We start from the raw sequence: 25,351 nt of genomic DNA, 5'->3' as shown, positions 1-25,351 counted from the left end.
AGGGCGCGGGCGAGCGCGAGGAGGACGCGGGCCCATCCGGCCCGCCAGATGGGGTGGGGCGCGGCGAGGAAATCCCCTTGCACGGGGGGACGGCCGGGAGCTGCGTCCCCGCCGCGCAGGCCTGCCAGGTGAGGCGAATCCGCCCTGAATCCGACGGTTTGAGCCACGGGCCAGGCGCTCGGATTCCTTGACGCGTCGTTTCCACGATCTCTATGGTGCCTCGCCTCTTCCCCCTTCGAATCCAGCAGGCGGTGTCCATGGCAGTCCCGTTCATCTCCGAGGTCAAGCGTACCCACACTTGCGGTCAGCTCACCGCGGCCAACGTCGGCGAGGAAGTCGTCCTCTTCGGCTGGGTGCACAACCGCCGGGACCACGGCGGCGCCGTGTTCATCGACCTGCGAGATCGGGACGGGCTCACGCAGGTGGTGTTCGAGCCGGACCACGCGGAAGCGCACGCGCTGGCGGGCAGCCTCCGCCTGGAGTTCTGCGTGGGCGTGCGCGGCAAGGTCGTCTCGCGCGGGAAGAACGTGAACCCGAAGATGAAGACGGGTGAAATCGAGGTCCGGGCGAGCGACCTCACCATCTTCAATCGCTCCGAGCCGACGCCGTTCCCCATCGAGGAGAGCATCGACACGTCGGAGGAGAAGCGCCTGGCCCACCGCTTCCTGGACCTGCGCCGCGCGCCGCTGCAGCGCTCGCTGATGACGCGCTCGAAGATGAACGCGCTCACGCGCTCGTACATGGTGGAGAACGGGTTCCTGGAGCTCGAGACGCCCTTCATGGGCAAGTACACGCCGGGCGGCGCGCGCAACTTCCTGGTCCCCAGCCGCCTCAACCCTGGCAAGTTCTACGCGCTGGCGGAGAGCCCGCAGCTCTACAAGCAGTTGTTCATGGTGGCGGGCTTCGACCGGTACTTCCAGATCGTGAAGTGCTTCCGCGACGAGGACCTGCGCCTGGACCGGCAGCCGGAGTTCACCCAGATCGACGTGGAGATGAGCTTCGTCCAGCAGGACGACATCTTCACCATGATCGAGGGCCTGCTGAAGAAGCTGTGGGGCGAGGTGCTGGGCATCGACATCCCCACGCCGTTCATGCGCATGGACTTCTACGAGTCCATGGCGAAGTACGGCAACGACAAGCCGGACCTGCGCTTCGGGCTGGAGCACGTGGTGCTCACCGACCTGGTTCGCGAGCACGGCGAGTCCGGCGGCGTGCCGATGATGTGGGAGGCGGTGCAGAACAAGGGCATCGTCAAGGCCATGGTCATCCCCGCGGACAAGGCGCTGAGCCGCGCGGAGAGCGACAAGCTGGAGGAGTTCGCCAAGCAGGCGGGCGCCAAGGGCCTGGCCCGCGCGAAGGTGGCCGACGGGGGCGAGTGGACGCAGTCGCCGCTGTCGAAGACGATCAGCCCGGCGCTGCGTCAGGCCATCAACCAGACCGTGGGCGCGAAGACGGGCGACCTCATCCTGTTCCAGTTCGGCAAGGAGTCGCTGGTCCACACGGTGATGGCCAACCTGCGCGTGCACGTGGCCAAGAAGCTGGGCCTGATTCCGGAGTACGGCAGCGGCGGCCAGTGGAAGTTCCTGTGGGTGGTGAACCCGCCGCTGTTCGAGTTCGACGACGAGACGAACACCTGGGCGGCGGCGCACCACGCCTTCACGCGGCCGCACGACGAGGACGTGGCCTACCTGCTCACGGACCCGGGCCGGGTGAAGTGCCACCGCTACGACGTGGTGCTCAACGGCTTCGAGATTGGCGGCGGCTCCATCCGCCTGCATGACCCGAAGGTGCAGGCGGAGGTGTTCAAGGCGCTGGGCATCAGCGACGAGGACGCCCGCACCAAGTTCGGCTTCCTGCTGGACGCGCTGAAGTTCGGCGCTCCGCCGCACGGCGGCATCGCGCTGGGCATGGACCGGCTGGCGATGCTCCTGACGGGCGCCGAGTCCCTGCGCGACGTGATTCCGTTCCCGAAGTCGAAGACGGGCACGGACCTGATGACGGGCGCTCCGGGCGACGTGGATGACCGGCAGCTGCGTGAGGTCCACGTGCGGCCGGTGCCCGTGCCGCAGAAGGCCTAGTCCGTCGGGCGCGAGCCCTCACCCGCGCGCCGCCGCGCCACCCCTTTTGACGCGGGGTGGCAGCGGTCCCGCCGTGCCCTGCGCGAGGGCGCGGAGTGGAGTGCCAGCGCGCAACCGCGTAAACAGGGAGGGCACAGGGAGGGGTAGGGCCAGATGAAGACGTTCCTCGTGGTCAATCCGCGCAGCGCCAATGGCCAGACGGGAAAGCGCTGGGCCGAAATCTCCGCGCAGGTGGGCAAGGCGCTGGGGGACTTCGGCCACGGCTTCACCCAGGGCGGGATGGACGCGGCGCGCATCACCCGCCAGGCGCTGCGGGATGGCTACGAGTGCATCGTCGCGGTGGGCGGAGACGGCACGCTCAACGAGGTCACCAACGGCTTCTTCGAGGACGGCCAGGCGCTCAACCCGAACGCGGCGCTGGGGCTGATTCCCCGCGGGACGGGCGGCGACTTCCGGCGGACCTTCGGGTGGGATCTGGAGCTGGCGTCCTCGCTGGAGCGGCTGCGCTCGGACGCGACGGAGCCCTTCGACGTGGGCCGGCTGGACTTCGTGGACAACGACGGCCAGCCCGCCACGCGCTACTTCGCCAACATCGCCTCGTTCGGCGTGAGCGCGGTGGTGGCCCAGGAGGTCAACCGCAGCAGCAAGGCCATGGGCGGTCACCTGAGCTTCATGTGGGGCACGCTGAAGGGCCTGGTGAAGTACAGCGAGCGGCAGGTGCGGCTGTCGGTGGACGGCGGCCCGGAAGAGGTGGTGGGCGTCACCGCGGTGGCGGTGGCGAACGGCCGTTACTTCGGCAGCGGCATGTTCGTCGCGCCGGACGCCGTCACCCATGACGGGCTCTTCGACGTCACCATCTGGTCCGGCTACGGCCTGAGCGACTTCGTCCTCAAGTCGAAGGGCGTCTACAACGGCTCGCACGTGAACTGGAAGGGCACGCGCCGGCTGCGCTGCCGCACCCTGCGCGCCGAGCCCGTGGAGGGCGGCGACGTGTTCCTGGACGTGGACGGTGAGACGCCGGGCCGGCTCCCGTGCACCATGACGCTGCTGCCGGGGGCCATCCGCCTCAAGGTGTAGCGGCGCCGCTGGGGCCGCGAAGTGTCGCCCGGCTGCATGCTGGGCGACATGGCACTTGGGAAGTGGGGCTGGACTGGGGCAACCTCCTGCATCCGGTGGCGTCCGGCGTTACCTGTGCTGGACGCACGGCACCGTGCCCGCGGTGCCTTCTGGCCCAGGAGACGCGCCATGCCTCAGGAGCGAGGCCCTGCACAGCTCGACCTCTTCACCGGCGCCGCGGTGGCGCCTCCCGCCAAGGCGCGCAAGGGCGCGCAGCCGGTGGGGCCGGCGGCGGTGTCCGATGCGTTGGCCACCCTGGGCCGGGAGCTGCCGACGGGCATCTTCCTGGGCACCTCCTCGTGGACCTTCCCGGGCTGGGCCGGCATCGTCTACGACCATGAGGCCGCCGCGTCGCAGCTGGCGCGCGAGGGGCTGGCCGCGTACGCGCACCACCCGGTGCTGCGCACGGTGGGCATCGACCGGACCTTCTACGGCCCCATCTCCGCCAGCGCCTTCGCCGAGTACGCCACGCAGGTGCCGGACACGTTCCGCTTCCTGGTGAAGGCCCACGAGGTGTGCACGCTGGCGCGCTTCCCGCTCCACGAGCGCTATGGCGCACAGCGGGGGCAGGCCAATGAGCGCTTCCTCCACGCGGCCTACGCGACGGACGCGGTGGTGGCCCCCTTCGTGGAGGGCCTGGGCGAGAAGGCTGGCCCGCTGGTGTTCCAGTTCCCGCCGCAGGACCCGCAGGCGCTCGGCGGGCCCGCGCGCTTCGTGGAGCGGCTGCACGCCTTCTTCACCGCGCTGCCCAAGGGGCCCCTGTACGCGGTGGAGCTGCGCAACGAGGAGTTGCTGACAGAGGGGCTCGCCCAGGCGCTGGCCGACGTGGGCGTCGTCCCGGTGCTGGCGGCGTGGGCGCACATGCCGCCCGTGGGGCGTCAGGCGAGGCTCACCCGCGCCTTCGAGTCCCGCGCGCTGGTGGTGCGGTGGATGCTGCCGCCGGACCTGGGCTACGAGGAGGCCCGCGCGCGCTACGCCCCGTTCAACCAGCTGGTGGACGAGGACGTGCCCACGCGGGACGTGCTCGCCCGGGTGTGCCTGGCGGCGCTCCGCCGGGACAAGCCCGCGTTCATCACCATCAACAACAAGGCCGAGGGCAGCGCGCCCCTTTCCGCCGTCAAGCTGGCGGAGCGCATCGTGCTGGGCAGGAAGGAAGAGGCCGAGCGCCAGGCCGCTTCCTCCTGAGCCCCCCTTGCCTCTGTGCACGAGTCTTGCTTACCTGTGCGGCCATGACAGCCATTTCGATGGCAGCACTGCTGGTCCAGTTGATGTCCGCGGGAGGTGCCGGCGGGCAGGCGGCCGTGCGAGCGCCTGGTGACCCCGGCAGCGTGTCCGAGAACTTCTCCGCGCTGAAGAGTGAGGTCACCTCGCTGACGGAGCGGTTCAAGGCCGCTCGTGAGCGCCGCCGCCTTCAGGCGGCGAAGGAGCGGGAGGAGTGGGAGCGTGGGCCGAAAGCGCCTGCCCAGCCTCAGCGCCAGTGAGCCGCCGCTTCCGCCCGAGGGGCCGGAGCCGCCTCCGTCGGAGGACGAGGCTGTAGAAATTCCCATCGACGGGAACCTGGACCTGCACCTCTTCCACCCGAGCGAGGTGAAGGACCTCGTCGTCGAGTACCTCTGGGCCTGCCGTCAGAAGGGCGTGCTGGACGTGCGCATCATCCACGGCAAGGGCACGGGCGCGCTGCGGCGCACCGTGCAGTCACTGCTCCCCAGGCTTCCGGAGGTGGAGTCGTTCCGCGCCGCGGGCGAGGGGGACGGTGGCTGGGGCGCGACGTGGGTGCGTCTGCGCCCCGCGGACTACGACAGCCAGAAGTAGGCGGAGGCGATGAGGGAGCGCTTCTCCGTCACCTTCGCCTTGTTGGCCAGCTCCGCGAGCTGCCGGTCCTTGGCGGCGTAGCGCTTCTCCTCCTCGTTGCGGAGCGAGGACAGCCTGCGGCGGTACTCGCGCTCCATCCGGTCCGAGTGCGCGCGGGCCTTCGCCTTTTCGGCGATGTCCTCGGCCAGGCCCACCTGCTTGCGGGCTTCAATCCACGTCTGCCGCGCCGCCTCCACCGCTTCGCGCGACTCCATGAGGCAGTCCTCGACGTAGCGGTCCGCGCGCTCCTTGGCCTTGTCCAGCTCCAGGGCATTGCGACGCTCCGCGGCCCGGACGATTTCGTCCTTCGCCGCCATCAGCGCCTGCTCCTGCATGAGCTGCACGGACACCGGGGCGGGCTGACGCCGCCGCTCCGGCTTCGCCGCCAGCTTCACGAAGTGCGCCCCGTCCGCCAGGGGCAGCGCCCGGAAGCCGCCGTCCCGGTCGCGCACGAGGACGAGGTGCGCCAGCTTCTCCTCCGGCTTGAGGCCCGTCGTCTCGAACTTGTAGGCGAACCACCAGCCCTCGCTGCCGGCCAGGCGGGCCAGGCGCGACGGCAGCCCGGACGCGTCCAGCTGCAGATAGCTCACCGCGTCCTGGGTGCGCTCCTTGACGGCGTAGGCGGCCTTGGCCACCTCCAGGCGTCCCGCGGTGCGGCTGCCCAGCACGGAGGCGGTGAGCGCGCGCGCCTCCTGCTGGCGCTTGGCGAGCACCTCCTTCGTCTGCTCGTTCTGCCCGCGCAGCCGCCGGCGCACGTCGCCGTCGAAGCGCTCCAGCACCACCGAGCGCATCTGCGTCATGCGCTGGTTGATGCGGCCCTCCAGCTCCTCGCGCAGCTTGTCGAAGGCGGCGTTGATGTCCTCCGGCTTGCGGCAGGACTGGTAGATGTCCAGCACGCGCCGCTCGAAGTCGACGCCGCTCTCCAGCGCGCCCAGGATTTCGTCGGACGCGCCGAACACGCCGTCGAAGAGGTTCAGCTTCTTCTCCAGCAGCTCGAAGAGGCGGGCGTCCGCCGCGTTGCTCCGGTTGAGGAAGTTGATGACCAGCACGTCCCGCTGCTGGCCGTAGCGGTGGCAGCGGCCGATGCGCTGCTCCACGCGCTGCGGGTTCCAGGGCAGGTCGTAGTTCACCACCAGGTTGCAGAACTGGAGGTTGAGGCCTTCGGCGCCCGCCTCGGTGCAGATGAGAATCTGGGTGCGGTTGCGGAACTCCTCCACCAGCGCGCGCCGGTCCTCGGGCGTGCTCGCGTCGCCGGACAGCAGCGAAATCTTCCCCTGGTAGCCGCTCTCCGACAGCAGGTTGAAGAGGTACTGCTGCGTGCGCTTGGACTCGGTGAAGATGAGCGCCTTCACCGGCCACCCGTGCGACTTCATCACCGCGAAGGTGCGGTCCAGGCCGCGCTTGAGCGCCTCGCCCTTGGCGTTGACCTTGATGGAGTCCGCCAGGTCCGCGTACTGGCGCAGCTCCCAGACCTCCTGCTCCAGGACGCGGATGTTGGGCGCCTTGGCCGGATCATCCGACCACTCCTCGCCCTCCTCGACGTACTGCTTGGCCTCCTCGGGCTCGAACATCGCCAGGGCCTGCTGGCCCAGCTTCGCCGCCTGGAGTCGCTTCTCCAGGTTGTCCGACAGCCGGCGCAGGGTGGGGGCGATGGCGTAGGTGGAGGACGCCAGCAGCTTGCGGTAGCAGAGCGTCAGCAGCGTCTTCTTGCCGGGCTCGATCGCCGCCACCTCGGAGCGCTGGAGGTACTCGCTGACCTTCTCGTAGAGGTCGTGCTCCTCGGGGGAGGGGGTGAAGTCCTCCACGATGGAGCGGCGGTTGGTGTAGCGGACGTACTCGCGCACCTGCCGGCGCAGGGTGCGCTGCACCACGGGGGCCAGCCGCTCCTTCAGCTCGATGGCGGCGGCTTCGGGCATGCCGCCGGCCTCGTCCACCCGGTAGCGGCTGCGGAAGGCGTGCTCGGGCCCGAGGATCTGCTCGTCCAGCAGCGACATCAGGCCAAACAGCTCCATCAGGTCGTTCTGGAGCGGGGTGGCGGTGAGCAGCAGCTTGGGCTTGCCGGCCAGGGCCGCCTTCAGCGCCTGGCCCATCTTGTTGTTGGGCCGGTGCGCGTTGCGCAGGCGGTGGGCTTCGTCGATGACGATGAGGTCCCAGGGAATCTCCGCCGCCAGGTGCGCCTTGTTGGCCGCGAAGGGGTGCGAGCAGATGACGGGGAAGGGCTGGTCGAAGCAGTTGCCGGTGGCGCGCACGGTGCGGCCGTCCACCATGACGCTGTCCAGGTCGAACTTCTCCCGCAGCTCGCTGTTCCACTGCGCGCGCAGCGTGGCGGGCGCCATGATGAGGATGCGCGACTTCCCCTCGGCCATCAGCTGGGCGATGACGAGCCCTGCCTCGATGGTCTTCCCCAGGCCCACCTCGTCGCCCAGCATGCAGCCGCCGCGCGACAGCGAGTCGAGCGCGAACATGGCGCCCTCGACCTGGTGCGGGTTGAGGTCCACCTTCGCTTCCGACAGCGCGCCTGCCAACCGTTGCTGCGTGTCTCCACTGCGGGCCAGCAGCTCCTCGGCCAGCAGCCGCTCGTGGAAGGGCGTCAACTCGGGCGTCGCCGCCGCGGCGTTGGACTCCATCCGTGCCGCCACGGCCGCCGTAGCGTCCGCCTCGACCTCCACCCTGAATCCCCTCGCGACCTCCGCCAAGACCGTCTCCATCCGTGGTGTTTTCGAGGTCGCCCACCGTCACGGCGGGCGAGGACGGGCCATTTTGTTGACGCGGGCCTATCTGTAAAGGGGGTCGTGTCCGAGGCCGAAAACTCGGCCTCCGCGCGTTTGGCACGCTTCTTCGCGAGCGGCGCCGAAACAGGGGGCCTGCACACTGCGTACAAACTTTCCGCTGGACTTGACGCAGAGGCTCAGAGTTGTCCGCGCGCCTTCACGTCCAGGTAGGCATTGAGCGTGGCGGCGCCGAAGGCCCGCGCGGGGGCCCGGACGACGAGCGCCCCCGCGTCCCGCAGGGTGGTGGCGGTGCGGCGGAACTCGGTCTCCAGCCGCGCCGCGGCCTGCCGCGCGTAGGCGTCCTGCGGCTCGACGGGCACGCCCTGCGCCGCGGCCTGCACGTCCTCGTCGAGCAGCGAGGCGACGACGGGCAGGTGCCGGGGGCGCAGCGCCAGCGTGCGCGTGAGGAGGCTGGCGGAGGCGTCCGGGTCCACCAGGTCCGTGAAGAGCACGACGAGGGCCCGCCGCGTCTGCCGGGCGAACGCGAAGTCGAAGGCACGGCCGTAGTCGCTCTCCTCGAGCGCGGCCTCGGTGCGGTAGAGGGACTCGGTGATGAGGCGCAGGTGCTCGCGGCCCTTGCGCGGCGGCAGGTAGGCCCGCACGCCGCTGGCGAAGGCCAGCACGCCCACCACGTCCCCGGCCTCCAGCCCCACGCGGGCGAGCCGCAGCGCCGCGTCCACCGCGTGGTCCAGCTTGCGCCGCTCCTGGATGCGGCCCGCCATGTGCCGTCCACAGTCCAGCAGCAGCAACACCGGCTGGTGGCGCTCCGGCTGCCACGTCCGCACCAGCGTGTGGGCGTGGCGCGCGGACGCCTTCCAGTCGATGTGGCGGTAGTCGTCGCCAGGGCGGTACTCGCGCAGCGACTCGAACTCCCGGCCCTCGGCGGCGCGGCGCCGCTGCGTGCGCGCGGAGGGGGCCTCCGAGGCACGCGCCAGCGCCAGCGCCTCGCGGGTGAGCGCCGTGAGGTCCGGGTACACCTTCACGGCTTGCTCCGCGGGGACGCGGACCTGGCGCGCGCACAGGCCCAGCGGCCCGAGCAGCCGCAGGTGCACGTCTCCGAAGCGGGCATCGCCTCGCGAGGGCGGCGTCACGAAGTAGGTCAGCTCGCTGTGGAACGGCGCGGACGCGGGCACGGTGAGGGACTGGCGGTGGCCGCTGCTGGCCATGTCCACCGGGGGCTCGTCGCGGACGTCCACGTGCAGGGCGCTGGGGCCCGCGTCCACCCGCTCCAGCACCACGTGTACCGGGTTGCGGGTGCCGGAGGACAGGATGGGCTCCACGCGCCGCCGCACCCGCACGTCCTCCACGCGGGGCGCCCGGAGGAAGTCCACCGCGCAGAGGGTGAGCACGGCCACGTCCGCCGCCAGCGCGAGCCAGCCGAACGCGGGGCTGGCCACCGCCAGCGCGGCGGGAAGGAGCCCCACCGCCAGCAGCGCCACGGCGAGGCCGGTGGGGACGGGGCGCCCGGCGCTCACCGGGGCACTCGTACCCGCTCGAGCGTCTGCTTCAGCACATCGTCCGCGGTGATGCCTTCCACCTCGGCCTCTGCCTTGAGGAGCAGGCGGTGGTTGAGGACGCTGAACGTCACCGCCTTCACGTCATCCGGGGTGACGAAGTCGGTGCCCATCAGCGCGGCGCGGGCCTTGGCGGCCGCGAGCAGGGCCTGGGCCGAGCGCGGGCTGGCGCCCAGGCGCACCCGCGGATTCACGCGCGTCTCCCGGACGAGCGCCACCACGTACTGGAGGATGGAGTCGTCGCACGACACGCGAGCGGCGCGCGCCTGCAGCTCCATCAGCGTGGGCGCATCCAGCACCTGCTGGGTGGAGGCCGGCTTGCCCTCGCGCTGGTGGAAGGCGCGGAGCATGGTCGTCTCCGCGTCCGCTTCCGGGTAGCCCACGCGCACGCGCATGAGGAAGCGGTCCAGCTGGGCCTCGGGGAGCGGATAGGTGCCCTCCAGCTCCAGCGGGTTCTGCGTGGCCACGACGAAGAAGTGGGCCGGCAGCGCGTGGGACACGCCGTCGATGGTGACCTGCCGCTCCTCCATGGCCTCCAGGAGCGCGGCCTGCGTCTTGGGCGGGGTGCGGTTGATTTCGTCCGCGACCACCACCTCCGTGAAGATGGGCCCCTTCACCAGGCGGAACGCGTTGTCCTGGGGCTGGAAGACGTTGGTGCCCAGGATGTCCGCGGGCATCAGGTCCGGGGTGAACTGGATGCGCGTGAAGCGCAGGCCCAGCGCGCCGGCCATGCTGCGCGCGGTGAGCGTCTTGGCCACGCCGGGCACGCCCTCCAGGAGGACGTGGCCCCGCGCGAGGAAGGCCGTCACCAGGTCCGCCAGCACGCGCTGCTGGCCGAAGACGGCCGCGTCGAGCGCGGCGGTGAGACGGGAGAGTGGGGTGGCGTCGGACATGCGAGGACGTGCTCAGTAGTGCTCGGACTGGCCCTTGAGACCCAGCAGCGTGCCGCCCAGCGCCGCGAGCGAGCCCAGGATGGCCACGTAGACGCCGAAGCTCGGGGACGAGTTCATCATCTCCGAGTTGCCGATGGGCGTGGGCACCATCGTCGTGTCGGACGACACCTTGATGTAGATGCCGCACCAGATGAGGCACACGATGCTGGCGATGAGCTGACCCATCCACGGCACGACGGGATTCACGTTCGGCAGCGAGCCCTTCACGCGAATCGTGACGGCCGTCATCATGCCGATGGACAGCACGAACGCGACAGCGCCCAGGCTCATCAGCCCGAGCACGTCGCCGTCCACCGCCGTCTCCTTCCACGGCAGGAAGCACGACAGCAGCACCAGGGCCGAACCCCAGAACGCCACCTTGTCGCCCCCGTGGAGTTGGCTGAACAGCTCCTTCGCGTCACGGATGAGCTCGTCGGGGTCGGCCACGCCGCCGCTGCTCTCCTCCAGGTCGTCCGAGCGGTTCCACGGGTCCGCCGAGGAGACGGGCTCCGGCGCAGGCGCGGGGGCCTTGCGCGGGGCGGGACGCGCGGCCCCGGAGCGGGCGGCGCGCTGCTGGGGGGCGCTGCGGACGACCTCGTCCATGCTCCGGATGTTGGTGGCGTCCGCATTCGGCGGAGCGGCCGCTGCTGGACGGCTTCCGGAGCGGCCCGGCGCCGGCCGGGGGCGCCGCGGGGCAGGCTTGGCGACCCTCCGGGGATCCTCCGCGGCGTCCGTGGACTCTTCGGGTGCGTCCGCGGATGGCCCACCGGAGAGGAACGAGCCATCGATGATGTAGTCGCAGTCGGGACAGATGGACGTGTTGGCGGCTACCTTCGAGCCGCAGCCAGGGCAGTTCAGGACCAGCGCTCCCGCGGAGAGAAACCAGCGCCCATCTTCGGAGCGCGGGGCCACGCGTGTCAAACTCCCTCGTGGCCTAACCCCTGGATTTTCGCGGAGAATTGACCTAGGCCCGCGGCATGCGCCGCTCGCTCTCCGTTCGTCACCTGCCGGCTTGGGCCCTCTCGCTCTCATTGCTCTCCGGCTGCGTCCGTGCCGTGCCTCCCGTGGAGGTGGCAACCGCCGCCGAGGACTCGATGGACCGCATCCAGGACTGGGAGGACTCGCGCTCGCTGGGCAACGGCGCCCTGGTGGCGCTCGCCACCAGCGATCCGAGTGTCCCGGTTCGCGAGCGCGCGCTGCGAGCGCTGGCCCGCATCCAGGACCCCTCGACGCTGGAGGCGATGCTGGCGGGGCTGAAGGACGCCCATGCGGACGTGCGCGGCGAGGCGGCCTTCGCGGCCGGAGTCCTGGCCCTCTCCTGGGAGCCGCTGACGGAGGCCGAGCTCGCGTCGCTGGAGGCCGCGCTGCTGGCCGCCGAGGAGGCGGAGTCCGACGTGGCTGCGCGACGCACGGTGCTCGAGGCCCTGGGCCGGCTGGGCACGCCCGGGGCCGTGTCTCGGCTAGCGGAGCGGATGCGGAGTGAGGACGCGTCACTGGCGGGACAGGCCGCGCGGGCGGTGGGGGTGGCGGCGCGGATTCGCGGTGCCGCGGTGGCCGCCCAGGTGCCGTTGGCGCCGGCGGAGGCGCTGCTCGGGGTGGCGCAGCCCGTGGAGGCCCGGCTGAGCGGTGCCTACCTGCTTTCGACGGTGAGGCGGCCGCAGGCCCTGGCCGCGCTGCGCCGCTGCCTGGGGGATGCGGACGCGGACGTGCGAGCCCTGTGTGCGAAGGGCTTTGGCGACGTGGGCGGGCCCGAGGATGCCGTCGTGCTGGGACGGCTGCTGGAGGACCCGGCGCCGCGCGTGGCCGCGGAGGCGGCGCGGTCGCTGGCGAAGCTGGCGGCGACCTGCAGCGGCCCGTGCGCGGCGGTCGACGCACTGGAGGCCCTGGCGGTGCGCGCGAAGCGGGTCGCCCGGGGCATGCCGCTGCCGACGGCGACGGGCGACGCGAAGGCCCGGGCCGAGACGCTGGCGCGATCCGCCGAGGGCCACCCGCTGCTGGCCCTGGCGCAGCAGGGGCTGCCGGCCTTCGGCCGCCCCACGCTGGAGTCGCTGCGGCTCGCGCTGGCGGACGCTGAACCGGGCGCGGCCTCGGACGTGGCGCGCGCGGACCTCGCGTGGCTGGACTGCCGGCTCGCGGCGGCGATGGACCGGCAGGTGGGGGCGCTGAAGGAAGTCCTGGGGTGTGGCTACGGGCGTGTCCCGGAGCCGCGCCGGCTCGCGCTGGGGCTGCGAGAGGTGGCGCAGACGAAGGGGCAGGGGGGCGCGGCCTTCGCGGTGGAGTACCTGCGCCATCCGGACGCGCGGGTGAAGCTGGCGGCGCTGGACGTGGTGTCGGCGCGGCCCGTGCCCGAGGCGGCGGCGCCGGTGCGTCAGCTCATCGAAGGGGACGACGTGGTGGTGGCGGGCGCTGCGGCGGCCACGGCGGGGCGGCTGAAGGATGCCAAGGCGCTCCCGGGCGTGGAGGCCCTGGCGGCGCGGGTTTCCCAGACGCCGGGAGACCTCGCGGAGCCCGTGGCGGGGGCGCTCGTCGCGCTCCAGGGACGGGGCGCCGAGCAGCGTTTTCGCGAGTGGCTCCTGCATCCGCACGCCAACGTGCGGCGCGTGGCGGCCCAGGCCCTCAGCGAGCTGACGGGCCAGCGCGTGCGCTCGGAGCGCGTGGAGCAGCCCGCGTACGCGTTCCGGCCCCCCGCCGCGCCTGCTCACGCCATGCTGACCTTCCGGACCGACAAGGGCGACATCACGGTGCGCCTGAATTCACCCGAGGCCCCGCTCACCTCGGGCAACCTCTTCGCGTTGGCGGAGAAGGGCTACTTCAACGGCATCACCTTCCACCGCGTGGTGCCGGACTTCGTCGCGCAGGGAGGCGACCCGCGCGGTGACGGGGAAGGCGGTCCCGGCTACTCCATTCGCTGCGAGGTGACGCGCATGCCGTATGCGCGTGGCACCGTGGGGATGGCGCTCGCGGGGAAGGACACCGGCGGAAGTCAGTTCTTCTTCACGCACACACCGCAGCCCCACCTGGATGGCCGCTACACGGCCTTCGGCGAGGTGGTGTCCGGCATGGACGTGGTGGATGCGCTCCTGGAGGGGGACGTCATCCGCGAGGTGCGCGCGGTGGCGCTGCCGCACTGAGGCTCAGGCGCAGCTGGCCTTCGCCAGCGGTGCCGGCGGCCCGAGCGGATCGCTGTTCCAGCGCTCGCTCTCCGCCGCTTCCATGGCCTCGACCTCCTGGCGGATGCGCTGCCACTCCGTCTCGGGGATGTTGAGGAACGCCTCCGCCAGCGCCGGGTCGAACTGGGTGCCGGCGCAGCGGCGGATTTCATCCCGGGCCACGCTCATGGGCCGCCCCTTGCGGTAGGGGCGATCGGAGGTGATGGCATCCACCGTGTCGGCGAGGCAGAAGATGCGCGCGCCCAGCACGATGTCCTCACCCGCCAGGTTCTGCGGGTAGCCCTTGCCGTCCCAGCGCTCCTGGTGCTGGAGCACGATGAGCGCGGCCTCGTGCAGGTAGGGCATCTTCGCGAGCATCCGGTAGCCGAACTCCGGGTGCTTGCGCATCTCCACCCATTCCTCCGGCGTGAGCGGCCCGGGCTTGAGCAGGATGGAGTCGCGCACGCCAATCTTCCCGATGTCGTGCAGCAGCGCGCCTTGCTCCACCACGTCGAGCGCCGCCCCCGTCAAGCCCACTTCCTGCGCCAGCCGCCGCGAGTAGAGGGACACGCGGCGCGAGTGCCACTGCGTCTCCGTGTCGCGGTAGTCCAGCGCGCTGATGAGGCCGTCGAGCAGCCCCGTGGTGCGCTCCACCACCCGACGCTCCAGGTCGCGGTTGATGGCCACCAGCTCCGCGTTCTTCTCCGCGACCTCGCGCTGCAGCCGCTCGTTGGCGTCCACCAGGCGGTAGTGGTCGAAGGCCTGGCGCACGCTGCTCGTGAGGTCGCTGAGCGACCAGGGCTTGCCCAGCAGTCGGAAGACCTCGCCGCGGTTGACCGCCTCGGATGCCGTGCGGAAGTCCGCCGCGGCCGTCAGCATCAGCCGCACGGCCTTGGGGTTCTTCTCCCGCAGGGCCCCCAGCAGCTCGATGCCGTTGAGGTACGGCATCATGAAGTCCGTCAGCACCACCTGGAAGCCCACCTCGCGCGCGGCCAGCGCCGGGTCGCTGTGCGTGACGACGTCGTAGCCTTCGGCCTGGAGGATGCGGGACAGCGCCGCCAGGATAAGTACGTCGTCGTCCACGACGAGGATGCGATCCATGCCCGAGGAGCCTCCAACCAGGAGAACAGCGTGCCTGTACAGCTTTATACACGCACGTATCGGCGCCCAAAAGGCCCCCAGGCCCCCACGTATGCTTCTAAACCGTGGAAATCCTTGGAGGTTCTCCCTTGCAGGAAGACTGGTAGAACCACGTCACGCTTGCCTGCCCGCCAAGGTGTGATTTATGGTGCGCGGCAACGCTGGACTGTATCGCTAACCCCTTGGAATCGTGGAGCAATCTCCGATGGCTAAAGCCCCGGAAGGGCCCGTGCCGGTGGTGGTGATGGGGCTGGGGTTCATCGGTCAGGAAATTGCCCGGGCCGCGATGTCTTCGCCGGAGGTGGAGCTCATCGGCGCGGTGGACGTCCAATCCGGCCTGGTGGGTCGCTCGCTGGGAGAGGTCCTGGGCGGTCCTGCTCCCCGCATCAAGGTGGTGGACTCGCTGGAGCAGGCGGTGGGCAAGCGCAAGGGCGTGGTGGTGCTGCATGCCACCGGCTCGCGGTTGCCGAAGGTCATCGACCAGGTGCTGGACGCGGTGAGGCGCGGCCTGCCGGTGGCCAGCACCTGCGAGGAGCTGGCCTTCCCGCACCTGCGGTATCCGGAGCTGGCGGACAAGCTCGACCAGGCCGCGCAGAAGGCGGGCGTGGCGGTGGTGGGCACCGGTGCGAATCCGGGCTTCGTGATGGACCGTCTGGTGGCGGTCGCCGGGCAGGTGTGCGGCCCCGTGCGGCGCGCGACCGTGACGCGCGTGGTGGACGCGCGCACGCGGCGCGAGGCGCTCCAGCGCAAGGTGGGCGCGGGGCTGACCGAGGACGAGTTCTTCGACCTGGTGGACAGTGAGCAACTGGGTCATGTCGGCCTCGTAGAGTCGGCGGCGCTCGCGGCCCTCGGCCTGGGGCTCGATTGCGACGACTTCGAAGAAGAAGTAGCCCCCGTGTTCGCCGAGGAGGACATCTCCGGCGGCGCGTTCCCCGTCAGGAAGGGAAGGGTGGCTGGGATGTTCCAGTCGGTGGTGGGGTTGGAGGATGGACAGGAACGGGTGCGGCTGGAGCTGACCATCGCCGTGGGGGCGGACGAGCCCAAGGACCGTATCGAAATCGACGCTGACCCGAAGCTGGTGTTGGAAATCCCGGGGGGAGTGGCGGGCGACCGGGCCACCGCGAATGCGCTGGTGAATGCCGCGCCACGCTTGACGGCCGCCGAAGCTGGGCTCCTCACGGTGCTCGAGCTTCCGGCCGGACGCTAGAGTCAGGAGAGGAAATGCTGGACAAGAACGCGATCGGCCGCGCCTCGCCGCCGACGCTGAACGAGGTCGAAAAGGGCGCCATCCGTCGGTTCGCGGAGGCCATCGGGGACTACAACCCCATCTACTACGATGAGGAGTACGCCCGGGCCTCGGGCTACCCGACCATCATCGCGCCCCCCACGTTCCCCGCGTCCTTCCACTCCGCGGCGGACCTGCGGGAGCTCCTGGGCGTGGGCATCAAGAGCCTGCTCCACGCGGAGCAGGGCTTCGACTACGAGCGGCCCATCTTCGCCGGGGACCGCATCTACGTTTCCACCCGCGTGTCGGATGTCTTCGAGCGCCCTGGCATGTCCGGGAAGATGGATATCGCGGTCATCGAGGACGAAGGCCGCGACGAGGAAGGCAACCTCGTGTTCCGCGCTCGCCGGACGCTGGTGGTCCGCGCCGCCAAGGAGACCCCGTGATGCCCGCGCGCAAGTTGTACTTCGAAGCCATCCGCGTGGGGGACGAGCTGCCCGCGCTGGCGAAGGCGCCCGTCGACCGCGTCCAGCTGGCGCGCTACGCCGGTGCGTCCGGTGACTTCAATCCGGTCCACGTCGACGAGCTCTACGCCAAGAGCGTGGGCATGCCGAGCGTCTACGCCCCCGGCATGCTCGTCATGGGCATGCTCGGCCAGCTCATCAGCGACTGGGCGCGCGGCGGGCAGATGCGCCGCTACAACGTGCGCTTCATCAAGATGGTGTGGCCGGGCGACACCGTCGTGTGCAAGGGCCGAGTGAGCGACCGGCACGGCTCGGGCGGCCGGTACTTCGTCGAAATCGACCTCTGGGCGGAGAACCAGAAGGGCGAGCTGGTGATGAAGGGCTCCTCGCAGATCCAGCTCTTCTACTCGCTCGAGGACGAGAACCGGCAGCGCTCGGGGCAGTCCCCCATCGTGGTGGAGGTGCCGCGCGAGAGCCTGAGCTCCGCCGCCGCGCCCGCGTCCGCGACTCCCTCCAGCACCGCCGCTTCCAGCGACGAGGGCGAGGATGCGGACGAACGCCGCGCGGGTGTCTCGTCGAAGAAGACGGTCCCCCGGGAAAAGCCGGCGGCCAAGACAGCCACGCTTCCCACGGCAAAGAAGGCGAAGAAGTAGGCAGCCGCAGCGCGTCTCGAGTGGCGGTTCTGACCGCCGCTCAACGCGAGGTGTCATTCTGGGTTGACTCAAAAATCAGTCGCCGCCACACTTCTTGCGTCTCAACGCGCCGCTGACCTTGTCCCTTTTCAATGAGGGCGGGCAGCGAGCCGTCACGCAGGAGTGGCCATGTCCGCCGGGATCAACACCTACAAGACCGACCTTCGAGAGATTTTCTTCACGCTGTTCGAGCAGTTCGGCTTCGGCCAGGTGGCTGGCCAGGCCCCGTTCGAGGCCTGGGGCCCGGACGAGGCGAAGGCGGTGTTGACGGAGACGTACCGCTTCGCGCGCGAGGTGCTGGGGCCCCTCAACTCGGTGGGTGACCGAGAGGGCTGCCGGGTGGAGAACGGCGCCGTCTACACGCCCAAGGGCTTCAAGGACGCCTGGAAGAAGCTCTACGAGCAGGGCTTCAAGACGGTGGCGGTGAGCCCCGAGCACGGCGGCCAGGGCTCGCCGATGATGCTCCAGGTGTCGGTGGAGGAGCTGCTGTCGGGCGCCAACACGGCGTTCAACATGTACCCCGGCCTGGCCTTTGGCGCCGCCGAGGTCATCGCGGAGTGTGGCACGCCCGCGCAGCAGAAGCAGTTCGTGGAGCGCATGCTCAACGGCACGTGGGGCGGCACCATGTGCCTCACCGAGCCGCACGCCGGCTCCGACGTGGGCGCGGCCAAGTCGACGGCGCGCCGCAACCCGGACGGCACGTACAACATCCGCGGCACGAAGATCTTCATCTCCGGCGGCGACCACGACATGGCGGAGAACATCATCCACCTCGTGCTCGCGCGCATCGACGGCGCCGCGCCCGGCACCAAGGGCCTGTCGCTGTTCATCGTCCCCAAGCTGCGCATCAACGCGGACGGCAGCTCGGGCGAGTCCAACGACGTGGGCGTGGGCTCCATCGAGCACAAGATGGGCATCAACGGCTCGGCCACCTGTGTCATCAACTTCGGTGAGAACGACAAGTGTGTCGGCGAGCTCGTGGGCACCGTCGAGCACGTCGGCATGAGCCAGATGTTCAAGATGATGAACGGCGCGCGCATCGCCGTGGGCATCCAGGGCATCGGCCTGGCGTCCGCCGCGTACTACAACGCGCTGGACTACGCGAAGGACCGCAAGCAGGGCTCCCACTTCACCAAGTGGAAGGACCCCACCGCGCCCCGCGCCGCCATCATCGAGCACCCGGACGTGCGCCGCATGCTGCTGGACATCAAGGCGCACGTGGAGGGCATCCGCTCGCTGGTCATCAAGCTGGCCATGCACCTGGACAAGGCGCGCCAGCTGGCCGGCAAGGACGATGACGCGGCCACCTACCACAAGGGCCAGGTGGAGCTGCTCACCCCGCTGGTGAAGGCGTACAGCTCCGAGCAGGCCTTCCGCCTGTGCGCGCAGGCCATCCAGATCTACGGCGGCGCCGGCTACATCCAGGACTACCCGGTGGAGCAGTACACCCGCGACTCGAAGATCTTCTCCATCTACGAGGGCACCACCCACATCCAGGCCATGGACCTGGTGGGCCGGAAGATGGGGCAGGCGGGCGGCATGCACTTCCAGCAGTTCATGGGTGACGTGGGCTCGTTCATCGAGGCCCACCGCGAGCACGCCGTCTACGGCGAGGCCGTGAAGTCCCTGGCCGCCGCGCAGGAGGCCCTGATGGCCAGCGCCATGGTGGTGTTCGGCTGGTCGCAGGACGGCAGCAAGTTCCCGCTGATTCCGCTGTCCGCCAACCGCTTCCTCACCATGATGTCCGAGGTCGCCGTGGGCTGGCTGCTGCTGGACGCGGCCCTCATCGCGGAGAAGGCCAAGGCCGAGCTGTCCGCCGGCCACCCGGACGTGGCCTTCTACGAGGGCAAGAAGTACAGCGCCCTCTGGTACGCGCGGAACGTGCTGCCCAACGTGGAGCAGGCGGCGAAGCTGCTCACCATCGAGGACACCTCGCCGATGGACATCTCGGACGCCGCCTTCGCGACCGTCTGAGGCTGGACCTGAGTCGGTGCCCCGCGTGAAGCGGGGCACCTGACGCACCGAGGCCACCCGGGCATCCGCCCTGGGTGGCCTTCGTGTTTCATTCGCCTTCGCGCACGCCGATGGCGAGCTGGGCGAGCCCGGCCTTCTTGGCCAGCTCCATCACCTGCACCACGGTGCCGTGGGGAACGCCCTCGTCGGCCTGGACGATGACCACCGTCTCGGCGTCCTTCTGCTTGGCCTCGTCGAAGGCCTGCTGGAGCTCGTCCTGGGAGACAACGTTCCCGGCGAGCATGAAGCGGCCGTCCGCCAGCACCGCCACGGACAGGTCCGTGGTGCGCGCGGTGACGTCCGCGGCGCCGCCCTTGGGCAGGTTCACCTTGAGGCCCGCCTTGGCGCCGCCCCCGGGGCCCTGCTGGACGATGACGGAGCTGGTCACCATGAAGATGATGAGCAGCACCAGGAAGATGTCGGTGAGCGGGGTGATGTTGATTTCGGCGAAGACGCCTTCCTCGGCGCCGTCGTCGCTGCCCGGTGTCTTGCCCATGGCCATGGTGCGTTCTCCTCCGGCTCAGGCGGGCTGCGCGTCGGCGCGCGCCGCGCTGGTGGCCTGGGGTTCGGGCGTGGGCGGCGTGGGCTCGGCGGGGGGCAGGCCGGCGGCCCGCTCCTTGAGCAGCTCGACGAACTCATCGCCAATCAGGCGCAGCTCCACCAGCACGCGCGACAGGCGGGCCTGGAAGTAGTTGTAGAAGACCATGGCCTGCACGGCGACGAGGATGCCCACGGCGGTGGCCACGAGCGCCTCGGAGATGCCCGTCATCACCGCCGCGCTGCCGCCAGTGCCGCCGGCCTCCACGTCCAGGCCCAGGTCCTTGAAGGAGCGCATGATGCCGGCCACGGTGCCGAAGAGGCCCACGAAGGGCGTAATCGAGCCGATGGTGGCCAGGATCCAGAGGTAGCGGCGCAGCTTGAGGGCCACCTGGGCGCGCTCGCGCTCCACGGCGGCCTCGATGCCGGAGCCCCCGGAGACGCGGCTGCGCTCCAGCCGGTCGAACCCGGCCAGGAAGATGTCGGCGGCCACCGCGTCGGAGCGCTCGGCCGCGGTGCGAGCCGCCGCCACGTCGCCGCGCAGCAGGTGTTTGTTCACTGTCTCACCCAAGGCGCGTGAGCGCTCCCCCACGCCCCAGAGCGCGATGATGCGCTCGACGGCGACAATGAGCGCCGCGACCGAGGCGAAGAGCAGCAGGGCGAGGGTGACGCCACCCAGGCGAAGGTAATGGAGGATGTCGTTCAGGCTCATTGGTGGGTGACCGGGCAGGGCGGCATGGCCCAGACTAGGAGATATGAACCGCGCAGCCGCCGCAATCTTCCTGGTAGTGCTCTGTTCGGGTTGTCCCAAGCGGATCGAGTTCGGCCCCGAGGGCGAGCTCACCGACGCAGACACCGTGTACCAACGCGTGGTGAAGAACCAGGAGAACGTCGTGACGCTGGAGGGCGACGCGAAGCTGCGCGCCGAGCTCCCCGACCAGAGCGGGACGCTGAACATGTTCGTCGCCGTCACCCGGCCGGCCATGCTGCACCTGGAGACCTTCGACTTCTTCAACAGGCCGCTCGCCTCCCTGATCTCCGACGGCCAGCGCTTCGGCCTGTACCAGACGGAGACGAACACCTGGTACCAGGGGCCGGCCAGCCCCGCGAACGTGTCCCGCTTCCTGCCCGTCATGCTGCCGGGCGAGGAGCTGGTGCCCATCATGCTCGGACAGGTGCCGCTCATCTCCCCGGAGCGGATGACCCTGGAGCTGGACCGCAAGAAGGGCGTCTATGTCCTCACCCTGTATCAGGGCGAGGCGACCCAGATCCTTCACGTTCACACCAAGTATCTGCGGGTCATGAAGAGCATGGTACGGGGCGTCCCAGGGTATGACCTGGGCTTTGGCGACTTCCTGGAGCGGGGGAGCCTCATCTTCCCGGGCCGGGTGGAGCTGGAGGCGAAGCAGGCCGACACCAAGCTCCAGGTGCGCTACCAGCAGATCAAGCTCAACGCGCGGCCGGACCTCACCCTCTACGAGCTGAGCCCTCCCGAGGGGGCCCGGGTGGTGGAGGTGGACGAGGCCGGCCGGGAGTTGCCCGCAGGTGCCCCGGCCTCCGGGTCGCCCGCGCCCCTGGCGCCGGGTTCCTGACCGGGCAGGCGCGGAAGAAGGGGCGCACGCTGCCGAGACAGTCTAGAGTGCCCGACACGACATGGCACAGATCAAGCTTGGAGAATTGCTGATCAAGGCGAACGTGCTTCAGGAGAGCCAGCTCAAGGCCGCGCTCGCCGAACAGGCGAAGTGGGGCGGCAAGCTGGGGGAAATCCTGGTCCGGATGAGCCTCGTCTCGGAAGACATCCTGGTGCGCGCCCTGTCCAAGCAGCTCGGAATGCCGGCAGTGAACCTGGACGCGGTGCAGATGGTGCAGCCGCACGTGAAGGCGAAGATTCCGGCGCAGACGGCGCGGGACTTCTCCGTGCTGCCGCTCCAGGTGCGCGACGACGGCAAGTCGCTCGTGGTGGCGATGGCGGATCCGCTCAACGTGCGCATGCTGGACGAGCTGCGCGCCATCACCAAGTGCCGGATCATCCCCAACGTGGCGGGCCGGACCTCCATTGCCCGGGCCTTCGCTCGTATCTACGAGCAGAACCACGAGCTGGAGGACGCGGACACCAACTTCAAGGTGGTGGACGCCCAGGGCCGCACGGTGGTGAAGAACCTCAAGGACGTGGACCCCGCGGCCGTGGCGACCTCGCCGCGGCCCGCGCCCGCTCCGGCCCGCCCCGCCCCCGCGGCGGAGGCCCCCGCGGCCCGTCCCGCCGCCTCCGGCACGCCCGCGGAGCTGCTGCGCAGCGTGGAAGACGTGCAGCGCAAGGAAGTCGCCGCCCTCAAGGCGATGGTGGAGCTGCTCATCGAGAAGGGCGTGTTCAGCCGCGAGGAGTACCTCGCGAAGGTCAAGCGGTAGTCTTCCATGCGCAAGAAGATTGGTGAGCTGCTCGTCGAGGCCGGCGTGGTGACGGAGGAGCAGGTTCGCGGCGCGCTGGGGCGCAAGAGCGTCTATGGGAGCCAGCGGCTGGGAGAGGTGCTCGTGGAGCAGGGCCTGTGCACGCCCACGCACATCGCCCGCGCCCTGTCCGTCCAGCACGCGCTGCCCTTCGTCGAGCTGCCCGAGGAGATTCCGCCCGAGGTGCTGGGCCTGGTGTCCGTGGACTTCCAGTCCGAGCACCGCATCGTTCCCTTCCGCATGGACGTGGAGGGCCGCAGCGAGCGCGTCCACGTGGCGGTGGACGACCCGAGCGACGTGACGCTCGTGGACGAGCTGCGTTTCCAGCTTCGCAAGCAGATGCGTGTCTACGTCGCCGCCGCGGATGACCTGGATGCCGCGCTGGCGCGCGCCCGGGGCGAGCCGCTGGACATCGTGGAGGCCGTCGCGCTGGACGAGGACGAGGGGGCCCTGCCTCCGGCCTCGGCCGCTGATGCTCCGCTCGAATGGGATTTTCCGGAGGCTCCGAAGCCCGTGCCCAAGTCCGTACCGCCGTCTCCGCCGCCCGCCGCCCGTCCTCCCGCGTTCCGGGGGCCGGCCTCGCCTCCACCCCCGCCCCCGGAGGCCACCGACGGTGAGCCCGGGGCGGATGCCCTGGATGACCTGCTGGGCCGCAAGGCCTCGGCGCCGGCCCGGCCGCCTCCGCCGCCTCCGCCCGACAAGGACGGGGACGCGGGCGAGGGGAAGCCGCGCGTGCCGGTGGTGATGTTCGGCGGCGCCGCGCAGGGCTCGCGGCCGGCCGTGCCGCTCACGCCGACGCCGCAGTTCTCCGACGAGGACCTGGCCGTCCTCGACGACATCGAGCGAATCTCGCGGGGCGAGGACGCCGCGCTGGACACGGAGAAGGTGAAGCCGGCCCGCATGGTGGCCAGCCTCATCCGCCTGCTCATTCGCAAGGGCGTCATCCAGGAGGCCGAGTTCCTGGAGGAGCTGGCCCAGAAGTGACCGCCGCTGTGACACCCGCGGGCGAGGAGCTGCTGCTCGACGTCCGCGGGCTCACCGCGGAGCTGTCGCTGGAGACGGGCCGCGTGCGCGCGGTGGACGGCGTGTCCTTCTCGCTGCCCCCGGGTGGCACGCTGGGCGTGGTGGGGGAGAGCGGCTGCGGCAAGAGCCTCACCGCGCTGTCCCTGCTGCGGCTGGCGCCCGCGCCGCCGGTGCGCGTGGTGGGCGGCGAGGTGCGCTTCCAGGGGCGCGACCTGCTGGCGCTTCCGGAGCCGGAGCTGCGCCAGGTACGCGGCCGACAGGCGGCGATGATCTTCCAGGAGCCGATGACGTCGCTCAACCCCGTGTTCACCGTGGGCGAGCAGATTGCCGAGGGCGTGCGGCTCCACCTGGGGGCCTCGCGCGCGCAGGCCCGGGAGCGGGCCGTGGAGATGCTGCGGCAGGTGGGCATCCCCGCGCCGGGCGAGCGCGTGGATGCGTACCCCCACCAGCTCTCTGGCGGCATGCGGCAGCGGGTGATGATTGCCATGGCGCTGGCGTGCGACCCGGCGCTGCTCATCGCGGACGAGCCCACCACCGCGTTGGACGTCACCATCCAGGCGCAGATTCTGGACCTCCTCCGGCGGCTCCAGGCCGAGCGGGGCATGGCGGTGCTGCTCATCACCCACGACCTGGGCGTGGTGGCGGAGAGCTGTGACGCGGTGGTGGTGATGTACGCGGGGCGCGTGGTGGAGCGCGCTCCGGTGCACGCGCTGTTCGCGCGGCCCGCGCACCCGTACACGGCGGGGCTGCTGCGCTCGATTCCGTCCAGGCGCGGCGCCCACGCGCCGGCCACGCGCGAGCGCCTTCGCGCCATCCCGGGCATGGTGCCACCGCTGCGGAGCCTGCCCTCGGGCTGCGCGTTCCGCGAGCGGTGTGAGCGGGCTCTGGACGTCTGCGCGCACGTCACGCCGGCGCTGACGTCCCCGCGTGCGGGGCAGTTGGCCGCCTGCCACAACCCGGTCCCCGTCCCATGAGCGCCGGGCCACTGCTCCAGGTCAGGGACTTGCGGGTGCACTTCCCGGTGCGCGGCGGCCTCTTCGGCCGGGTGCGCGGCGCGGTGAAGGCCGTGGACGGCGTGAGCTTCGATGTGATGCGCGGCGAGACGCTCGGGCTGGTGGGGGAGAGCGGTTGCGGCAAGAGCACGCTGGGGCGCGCGGTGCTGCGGTTGGTGGAGGCCACGACGGGGTCCATCCGCTTCGATGGCCAGGAGCTTGCCGGCGTGCCCCAGCGGCGGCTCCGGCCGCTGCGGCAGCGGATGCAGCTCGTCTTCCAGGACCCCTACGCCTCGCTCAATCCCCGGATGACCGTCCGCGAGATCCTCGAGGAGCCCTTCGCCATCCACGGGCTGGCGCGAGGTCCCGGAGCGCGGGAGCGTGAGGTGGCGGCGCTGGTGGACGCCATGGGGTTGCCGCGCGAGGCGCTGGAGCGCTTCCCCCACGAGTTCTCCGGCGGCCAGCGCCAGCGCATCGGCATCGCCCGGGCGCTCGCGCTGCGGCCCGACCTGGTGGTGGCGGACGAGCCCATCAGCGCGCTGGACGTGTCCGTGCAGGCGCAGATCGTCAACCTGCTGGTGGACCTGCAGCGCGAGCGGGGCCTCACCTACGTCTTCATCGCCCACGACCTGAACATCGTCGAGTACGTCTCCACCCGGGTGGCCGTCATGTACCTGGGGCGCATCGTCGAGCTCGCCCCCGCCGCCACGCTCTACCGCCAGCCGCGCCACCCCTATACCCAGGCGCTGCTGTCCGCGGTCCCCGTGCCGGACCCGGGGCACGCGCGTACGCGGCTGCTGGTGCCGGGCGAGCCCCCATCCCCGCTGGCCCCACCGCCGGGCTGCACCTTCCATCCGCGCTGTCCTCATGCGATGGAGCGGTGCCGGCGAGAGGCGCCTCCGTCCTATTCCCTGGGAGGAGGGCACTTCGCGGCCTGTTTCCTGGCGGAGCCCGAGGCACGAGCGGCGCCGTCCGAGGCACCTTCTGGAGGGAGCACCGGTGTTCTGGCTCAGCCACCATCATCCGGATGAGTACAACCGCACGTACCTCTTCGGCGGTGTGCGCGTCTGCGCGCGTTGCCTGGGCACCTATCCCGTGATGCTGGTGGCGCTGGTGGCGCTGTTCGCGCTGCGCGCGCCGCTGCGGTGGCCGCTGGACGTCCCGGTGGTGCTGGGGCTCACCGTGCCGGCGCTGGCGGACTGGGCGGTGGGCCGCTTCCGGCCGGCCTCCGGCTCCAACGCGGTCCGGACGCTGACGGGTGTCCTGCTGGGGCTGGCGCTCGGCCGCTCACTGTACGTGCACCTGCAGCAGCCGCTGCCCGCCGTGCTCCTGGCGCAGGGCGCGCTCGTGACAGCGGTCGCAGTCCCTGTCATTCTCGCCACTTACCAGAGACCGCGCCCGGGATAGAC

23 protein-coding genes are annotated in these 25,351 nt (G+C 70.7%); 16 read left to right on the top strand and 7 right to left on the bottom strand.

The annotated features are described in order from the left end of the window. The first annotated feature begins 257 nt into the window (after nucleotides 1–257). The 5 genes from aspS (at nucleotide 258) to VZL07_RS39060 (ending at nucleotide 5,006) form a co-directional block, all read left to right on the top strand. Complete coding sequence (gene aspS, locus VZL07_RS39080; protein ID WP_426753099.1) at nucleotides 258–2,078, top strand: aspartate--tRNA ligase; 1,821 nt, start codon at nucleotides 258–260, stop codon at nucleotides 2,076–2,078. A gap of 153 nt (nucleotides 2,079–2,231) precedes the next feature. Continuing rightward, nucleotides 2,232–3,155 (top strand): diacylglycerol/lipid kinase family protein, encoded by a 924-nt coding sequence (locus tag VZL07_RS39075; RefSeq protein ID WP_426753097.1) that lies wholly within the window; start codon nucleotides 2,232–2,234, stop codon nucleotides 3,153–3,155. 168 nt (nucleotides 3,156–3,323) lie between these two features. After that, the gene (locus VZL07_RS39070) at nucleotides 3,324–4,379 is read left to right on the top strand and encodes a DUF72 domain-containing protein (protein ID WP_426753096.1); all 1,056 of its coding nucleotides are present in this window, start codon (nucleotides 3,324–3,326) and stop codon (nucleotides 4,377–4,379) included. A 59-nt stretch (nucleotides 4,380–4,438) separates the two neighbouring features. Continuing rightward, nucleotides 4,439–4,675 (top strand): hypothetical protein, encoded by a 237-nt coding sequence (locus VZL07_RS39065; RefSeq protein WP_426753094.1) that lies wholly within the window; start codon nucleotides 4,439–4,441, stop codon nucleotides 4,673–4,675. Next, complete coding sequence (locus tag VZL07_RS39060; RefSeq protein ID WP_426753092.1) at nucleotides 4,638–5,006, top strand: Smr/MutS family protein; 369 nt, start codon at nucleotides 4,638–4,640, stop codon at nucleotides 5,004–5,006. Before VZL07_RS39065 ends, VZL07_RS39060 begins: the two co-directional genes overlap by 38 nt. Here the strand turns inward: VZL07_RS39060 and VZL07_RS39055 are convergent. The 4 genes from VZL07_RS39055 to VZL07_RS39040 form a co-directional block, all read right to left on the bottom strand. Then, nucleotides 4,988–7,753: an SNF2-related protein gene (locus VZL07_RS39055; RefSeq protein WP_426753091.1), complete on the bottom strand. Its 2,766-nt coding sequence runs from the start codon at nucleotides 7,751–7,753 to the stop codon at nucleotides 4,988–4,990. The genes VZL07_RS39060 and VZL07_RS39055 overlap by 19 nt on opposite strands. Nucleotides 7,754–7,953: 200 nt before the next feature. Beyond that, entirely contained in the window at nucleotides 7,954–9,291 is a 1,338-nt protein-coding gene (locus VZL07_RS39050; RefSeq protein ID WP_426753089.1) for a DUF58 domain-containing protein, read from the bottom strand. After that, nucleotides 9,288–10,223, bottom strand: coding sequence for an AAA family ATPase (locus tag VZL07_RS39045; RefSeq protein ID WP_426753087.1), 936 nt, complete (start codon nucleotides 10,221–10,223; stop codon nucleotides 9,288–9,290). The genes VZL07_RS39050 and VZL07_RS39045 overlap by 4 nt, the downstream gene beginning before the upstream one ends. Before the next feature lie 12 nt (nucleotides 10,224–10,235). Continuing rightward, complete coding sequence (locus VZL07_RS39040; RefSeq protein WP_426753085.1) at nucleotides 10,236–11,174, bottom strand: hypothetical protein; 939 nt, start codon at nucleotides 11,172–11,174, stop codon at nucleotides 10,236–10,238. A gap of 65 nt (nucleotides 11,175–11,239) precedes the next feature. Between VZL07_RS39040 and VZL07_RS39035 the strand changes: the two genes are divergently transcribed. After that, nucleotides 11,240–13,393 (top strand): peptidylprolyl isomerase, encoded by a 2,154-nt coding sequence (locus tag VZL07_RS39035; RefSeq protein ID WP_426753083.1) that lies wholly within the window; start codon nucleotides 11,240–11,242, stop codon nucleotides 13,391–13,393. A gap of 3 nt (nucleotides 13,394–13,396) precedes the next feature. Here VZL07_RS39035 and VZL07_RS39030 read toward each other — a convergent pair whose 3' ends face one another. Next, nucleotides 13,397–14,512, bottom strand: coding sequence for an HD domain-containing phosphohydrolase (locus VZL07_RS39030; RefSeq protein WP_426753081.1), 1,116 nt, complete (start codon nucleotides 14,510–14,512; stop codon nucleotides 13,397–13,399). A gap of 244 nt (nucleotides 14,513–14,756) precedes the next feature. Here VZL07_RS39030 and VZL07_RS39025 point away from each other — a divergent pair, with 244 nt between their 5' ends. From VZL07_RS39025 to VZL07_RS39010, 4 genes are all read left to right on the top strand, one after another. Beyond that, nucleotides 14,757–15,758 carry a dihydrodipicolinate reductase gene (locus VZL07_RS39025; protein WP_426753079.1) on the top strand — a complete coding sequence of 334 codons (1,002 nt, stop codon included), beginning with the start codon at nucleotides 14,757–14,759 and terminating at the stop codon, nucleotides 15,756–15,758. A gap of 14 nt (nucleotides 15,759–15,772) precedes the next feature. Then, on the top strand, nucleotides 15,773–16,222 hold the full coding sequence (locus VZL07_RS39020) for a MaoC family dehydratase N-terminal domain-containing protein (RefSeq protein WP_002636736.1): 450 nt from the start codon (nucleotides 15,773–15,775) through the stop codon (nucleotides 16,220–16,222). After that, on the top strand, nucleotides 16,222–16,893 hold the full coding sequence (locus VZL07_RS39015) for a MaoC family dehydratase (protein WP_426753078.1): 672 nt from the start codon (nucleotides 16,222–16,224) through the stop codon (nucleotides 16,891–16,893). The genes VZL07_RS39020 and VZL07_RS39015 overlap by 1 nt, the downstream gene beginning before the upstream one ends. A gap of 168 nt (nucleotides 16,894–17,061) precedes the next feature. Further along, the gene (locus tag VZL07_RS39010) at nucleotides 17,062–18,906 is read left to right on the top strand and encodes an acyl-CoA dehydrogenase (RefSeq protein WP_426753076.1); all 1,845 of its coding nucleotides are present in this window, start codon (nucleotides 17,062–17,064) and stop codon (nucleotides 18,904–18,906) included. Nucleotides 18,907–18,994: 88 nt separating this feature from the next. Here the strand turns inward: VZL07_RS39010 and VZL07_RS39005 are convergent, their stop codons facing one another. Together VZL07_RS39005 and VZL07_RS39000 are read right to left on the bottom strand one after the other, a co-directional pair. Beyond that, nucleotides 18,995–19,447 (bottom strand): ExbD/TolR family protein, encoded by a 453-nt coding sequence (locus tag VZL07_RS39005; RefSeq protein ID WP_426753074.1) that lies wholly within the window; start codon nucleotides 19,445–19,447, stop codon nucleotides 18,995–18,997. Nucleotides 19,448–19,465: 18 nt separating this feature from the next. After that, a complete protein-coding gene (locus VZL07_RS39000; protein ID WP_426753073.1) occupies nucleotides 19,466–20,194 on the bottom strand; it encodes a MotA/TolQ/ExbB proton channel family protein in 729 nt (242 codons plus the stop codon). Nucleotides 20,195–20,237: 43 nt separating this feature from the next. Here VZL07_RS39000 and VZL07_RS38995 point away from each other — a divergent pair, with 43 nt between their 5' ends. From VZL07_RS38995 to VZL07_RS38970, 6 genes are all read left to right on the top strand, one after another. Then, nucleotides 20,238–21,074, top strand: a complete 837-nt coding sequence (locus VZL07_RS38995; RefSeq protein WP_426753071.1) for a DUF4292 domain-containing protein — start codon at nucleotides 20,238–20,240, stop codon at nucleotides 21,072–21,074. A 61-nt stretch (nucleotides 21,075–21,135) separates the two neighbouring features. Further along, nucleotides 21,136–21,888, top strand: coding sequence for a hypothetical protein (locus tag VZL07_RS38990; protein ID WP_426753069.1), 753 nt, complete (start codon nucleotides 21,136–21,138; stop codon nucleotides 21,886–21,888). Nucleotides 21,889–21,894: 6 nt separating this feature from the next. Next, nucleotides 21,895–22,911, top strand: a complete 1,017-nt coding sequence (locus VZL07_RS38985) for a hypothetical protein (RefSeq protein ID WP_426753068.1) — start codon at nucleotides 21,895–21,897, stop codon at nucleotides 22,909–22,911. Next, nucleotides 22,908–23,924 carry an ABC transporter ATP-binding protein gene (locus tag VZL07_RS38980; protein WP_426753066.1) on the top strand — a complete coding sequence of 339 codons (1,017 nt, stop codon included), beginning with the start codon at nucleotides 22,908–22,910 and terminating at the stop codon, nucleotides 23,922–23,924. The genes VZL07_RS38985 and VZL07_RS38980 overlap by 4 nt, the downstream gene beginning before the upstream one ends. Then, on the top strand, nucleotides 23,921–24,973 hold the full coding sequence (locus VZL07_RS38975; RefSeq protein WP_426753064.1) for an ABC transporter ATP-binding protein: 1,053 nt from the start codon (nucleotides 23,921–23,923) through the stop codon (nucleotides 24,971–24,973). Before VZL07_RS38980 ends, VZL07_RS38975 begins: the two co-directional genes overlap by 4 nt. Beyond that, a complete protein-coding gene (locus VZL07_RS38970; RefSeq protein WP_426753062.1) occupies nucleotides 24,942–25,349 on the top strand; it encodes a DUF2085 domain-containing protein in 408 nt (135 codons plus the stop codon). The genes VZL07_RS38975 and VZL07_RS38970 overlap by 32 nt, the downstream gene beginning before the upstream one ends. Nucleotides 25,350–25,351 lie beyond the last annotated feature (2 nt).

The organism is Pseudomyxococcus flavus (assembly GCF_050038885.1).
GTDB classification, from domain to species: domain Bacteria; phylum Myxococcota; class Myxococcia; order Myxococcales; family Myxococcaceae; genus Myxococcus; species Myxococcus flavus.
Note: the sequence above shows the minus strand (reverse complement) of the source record. Positions and strands in the feature narration are given on the sequence as shown.

Excerpts from the sequence above, each read along its gene's own strand:
- aspS (WP_426753099.1), top strand. The coding sequence starts at position 258 with ATGGCAGTCCCGTTCATCTCCGAGGTCAAGCGTACCCACACTTGCGGT.
- VZL07_RS39075 (WP_426753097.1), top strand. The coding sequence starts at position 2,232 with ATGAAGACGTTCCTCGTGGTCAATCCGCGCAGCGCCAATGGCCAGACG.
- VZL07_RS39070 (WP_426753096.1), top strand. The coding sequence starts at position 3,324 with ATGCCTCAGGAGCGAGGCCCTGCACAGCTCGACCTCTTCACCGGCGCC.
- VZL07_RS39065 (WP_426753094.1), top strand. The coding sequence starts at position 4,439 with ATGGCAGCACTGCTGGTCCAGTTGATGTCCGCGGGAGGTGCCGGCGGG.
- VZL07_RS39055 (WP_426753091.1), bottom strand. The coding sequence starts at position 7,753 with ATGGAGACGGTCTTGGCGGAGGTCGCGAGGGGATTCAGGGTGGAGGTC.
- VZL07_RS39045 (WP_426753087.1), bottom strand. The coding sequence starts at position 10,223 with ATGTCCGACGCCACCCCACTCTCCCGTCTCACCGCCGCGCTCGACGCG.
- VZL07_RS39035 (WP_426753083.1), top strand. The coding sequence starts at position 11,240 with ATGCGCCGCTCGCTCTCCGTTCGTCACCTGCCGGCTTGGGCCCTCTCG.
- VZL07_RS39030 (WP_426753081.1), bottom strand. The coding sequence starts at position 14,512 with ATGGATCGCATCCTCGTCGTGGACGACGACGTACTTATCCTGGCGGCG.
- VZL07_RS39025 (WP_426753079.1), top strand. The coding sequence starts at position 14,757 with ATGGCTAAAGCCCCGGAAGGGCCCGTGCCGGTGGTGGTGATGGGGCTG.
- VZL07_RS39020 (WP_002636736.1), top strand. The coding sequence starts at position 15,773 with ATGCTGGACAAGAACGCGATCGGCCGCGCCTCGCCGCCGACGCTGAAC.
- VZL07_RS39015 (WP_426753078.1), top strand. The coding sequence starts at position 16,222 with ATGCCCGCGCGCAAGTTGTACTTCGAAGCCATCCGCGTGGGGGACGAG.
- VZL07_RS39010 (WP_426753076.1), top strand. The coding sequence starts at position 17,062 with ATGTCCGCCGGGATCAACACCTACAAGACCGACCTTCGAGAGATTTTC.
- VZL07_RS39005 (WP_426753074.1), bottom strand. The coding sequence starts at position 19,447 with ATGGCCATGGGCAAGACACCGGGCAGCGACGACGGCGCCGAGGAAGGC.
- VZL07_RS39000 (WP_426753073.1), bottom strand. The coding sequence starts at position 20,194 with ATGAGCCTGAACGACATCCTCCATTACCTTCGCCTGGGTGGCGTCACC.
- VZL07_RS38995 (WP_426753071.1), top strand. The coding sequence starts at position 20,238 with ATGAACCGCGCAGCCGCCGCAATCTTCCTGGTAGTGCTCTGTTCGGGT.
- VZL07_RS38990 (WP_426753069.1), top strand. The coding sequence starts at position 21,136 with ATGGCACAGATCAAGCTTGGAGAATTGCTGATCAAGGCGAACGTGCTT.
- VZL07_RS38985 (WP_426753068.1), top strand. The coding sequence starts at position 21,895 with ATGCGCAAGAAGATTGGTGAGCTGCTCGTCGAGGCCGGCGTGGTGACG.
- VZL07_RS38975 (WP_426753064.1), top strand. The coding sequence starts at position 23,921 with ATGAGCGCCGGGCCACTGCTCCAGGTCAGGGACTTGCGGGTGCACTTC.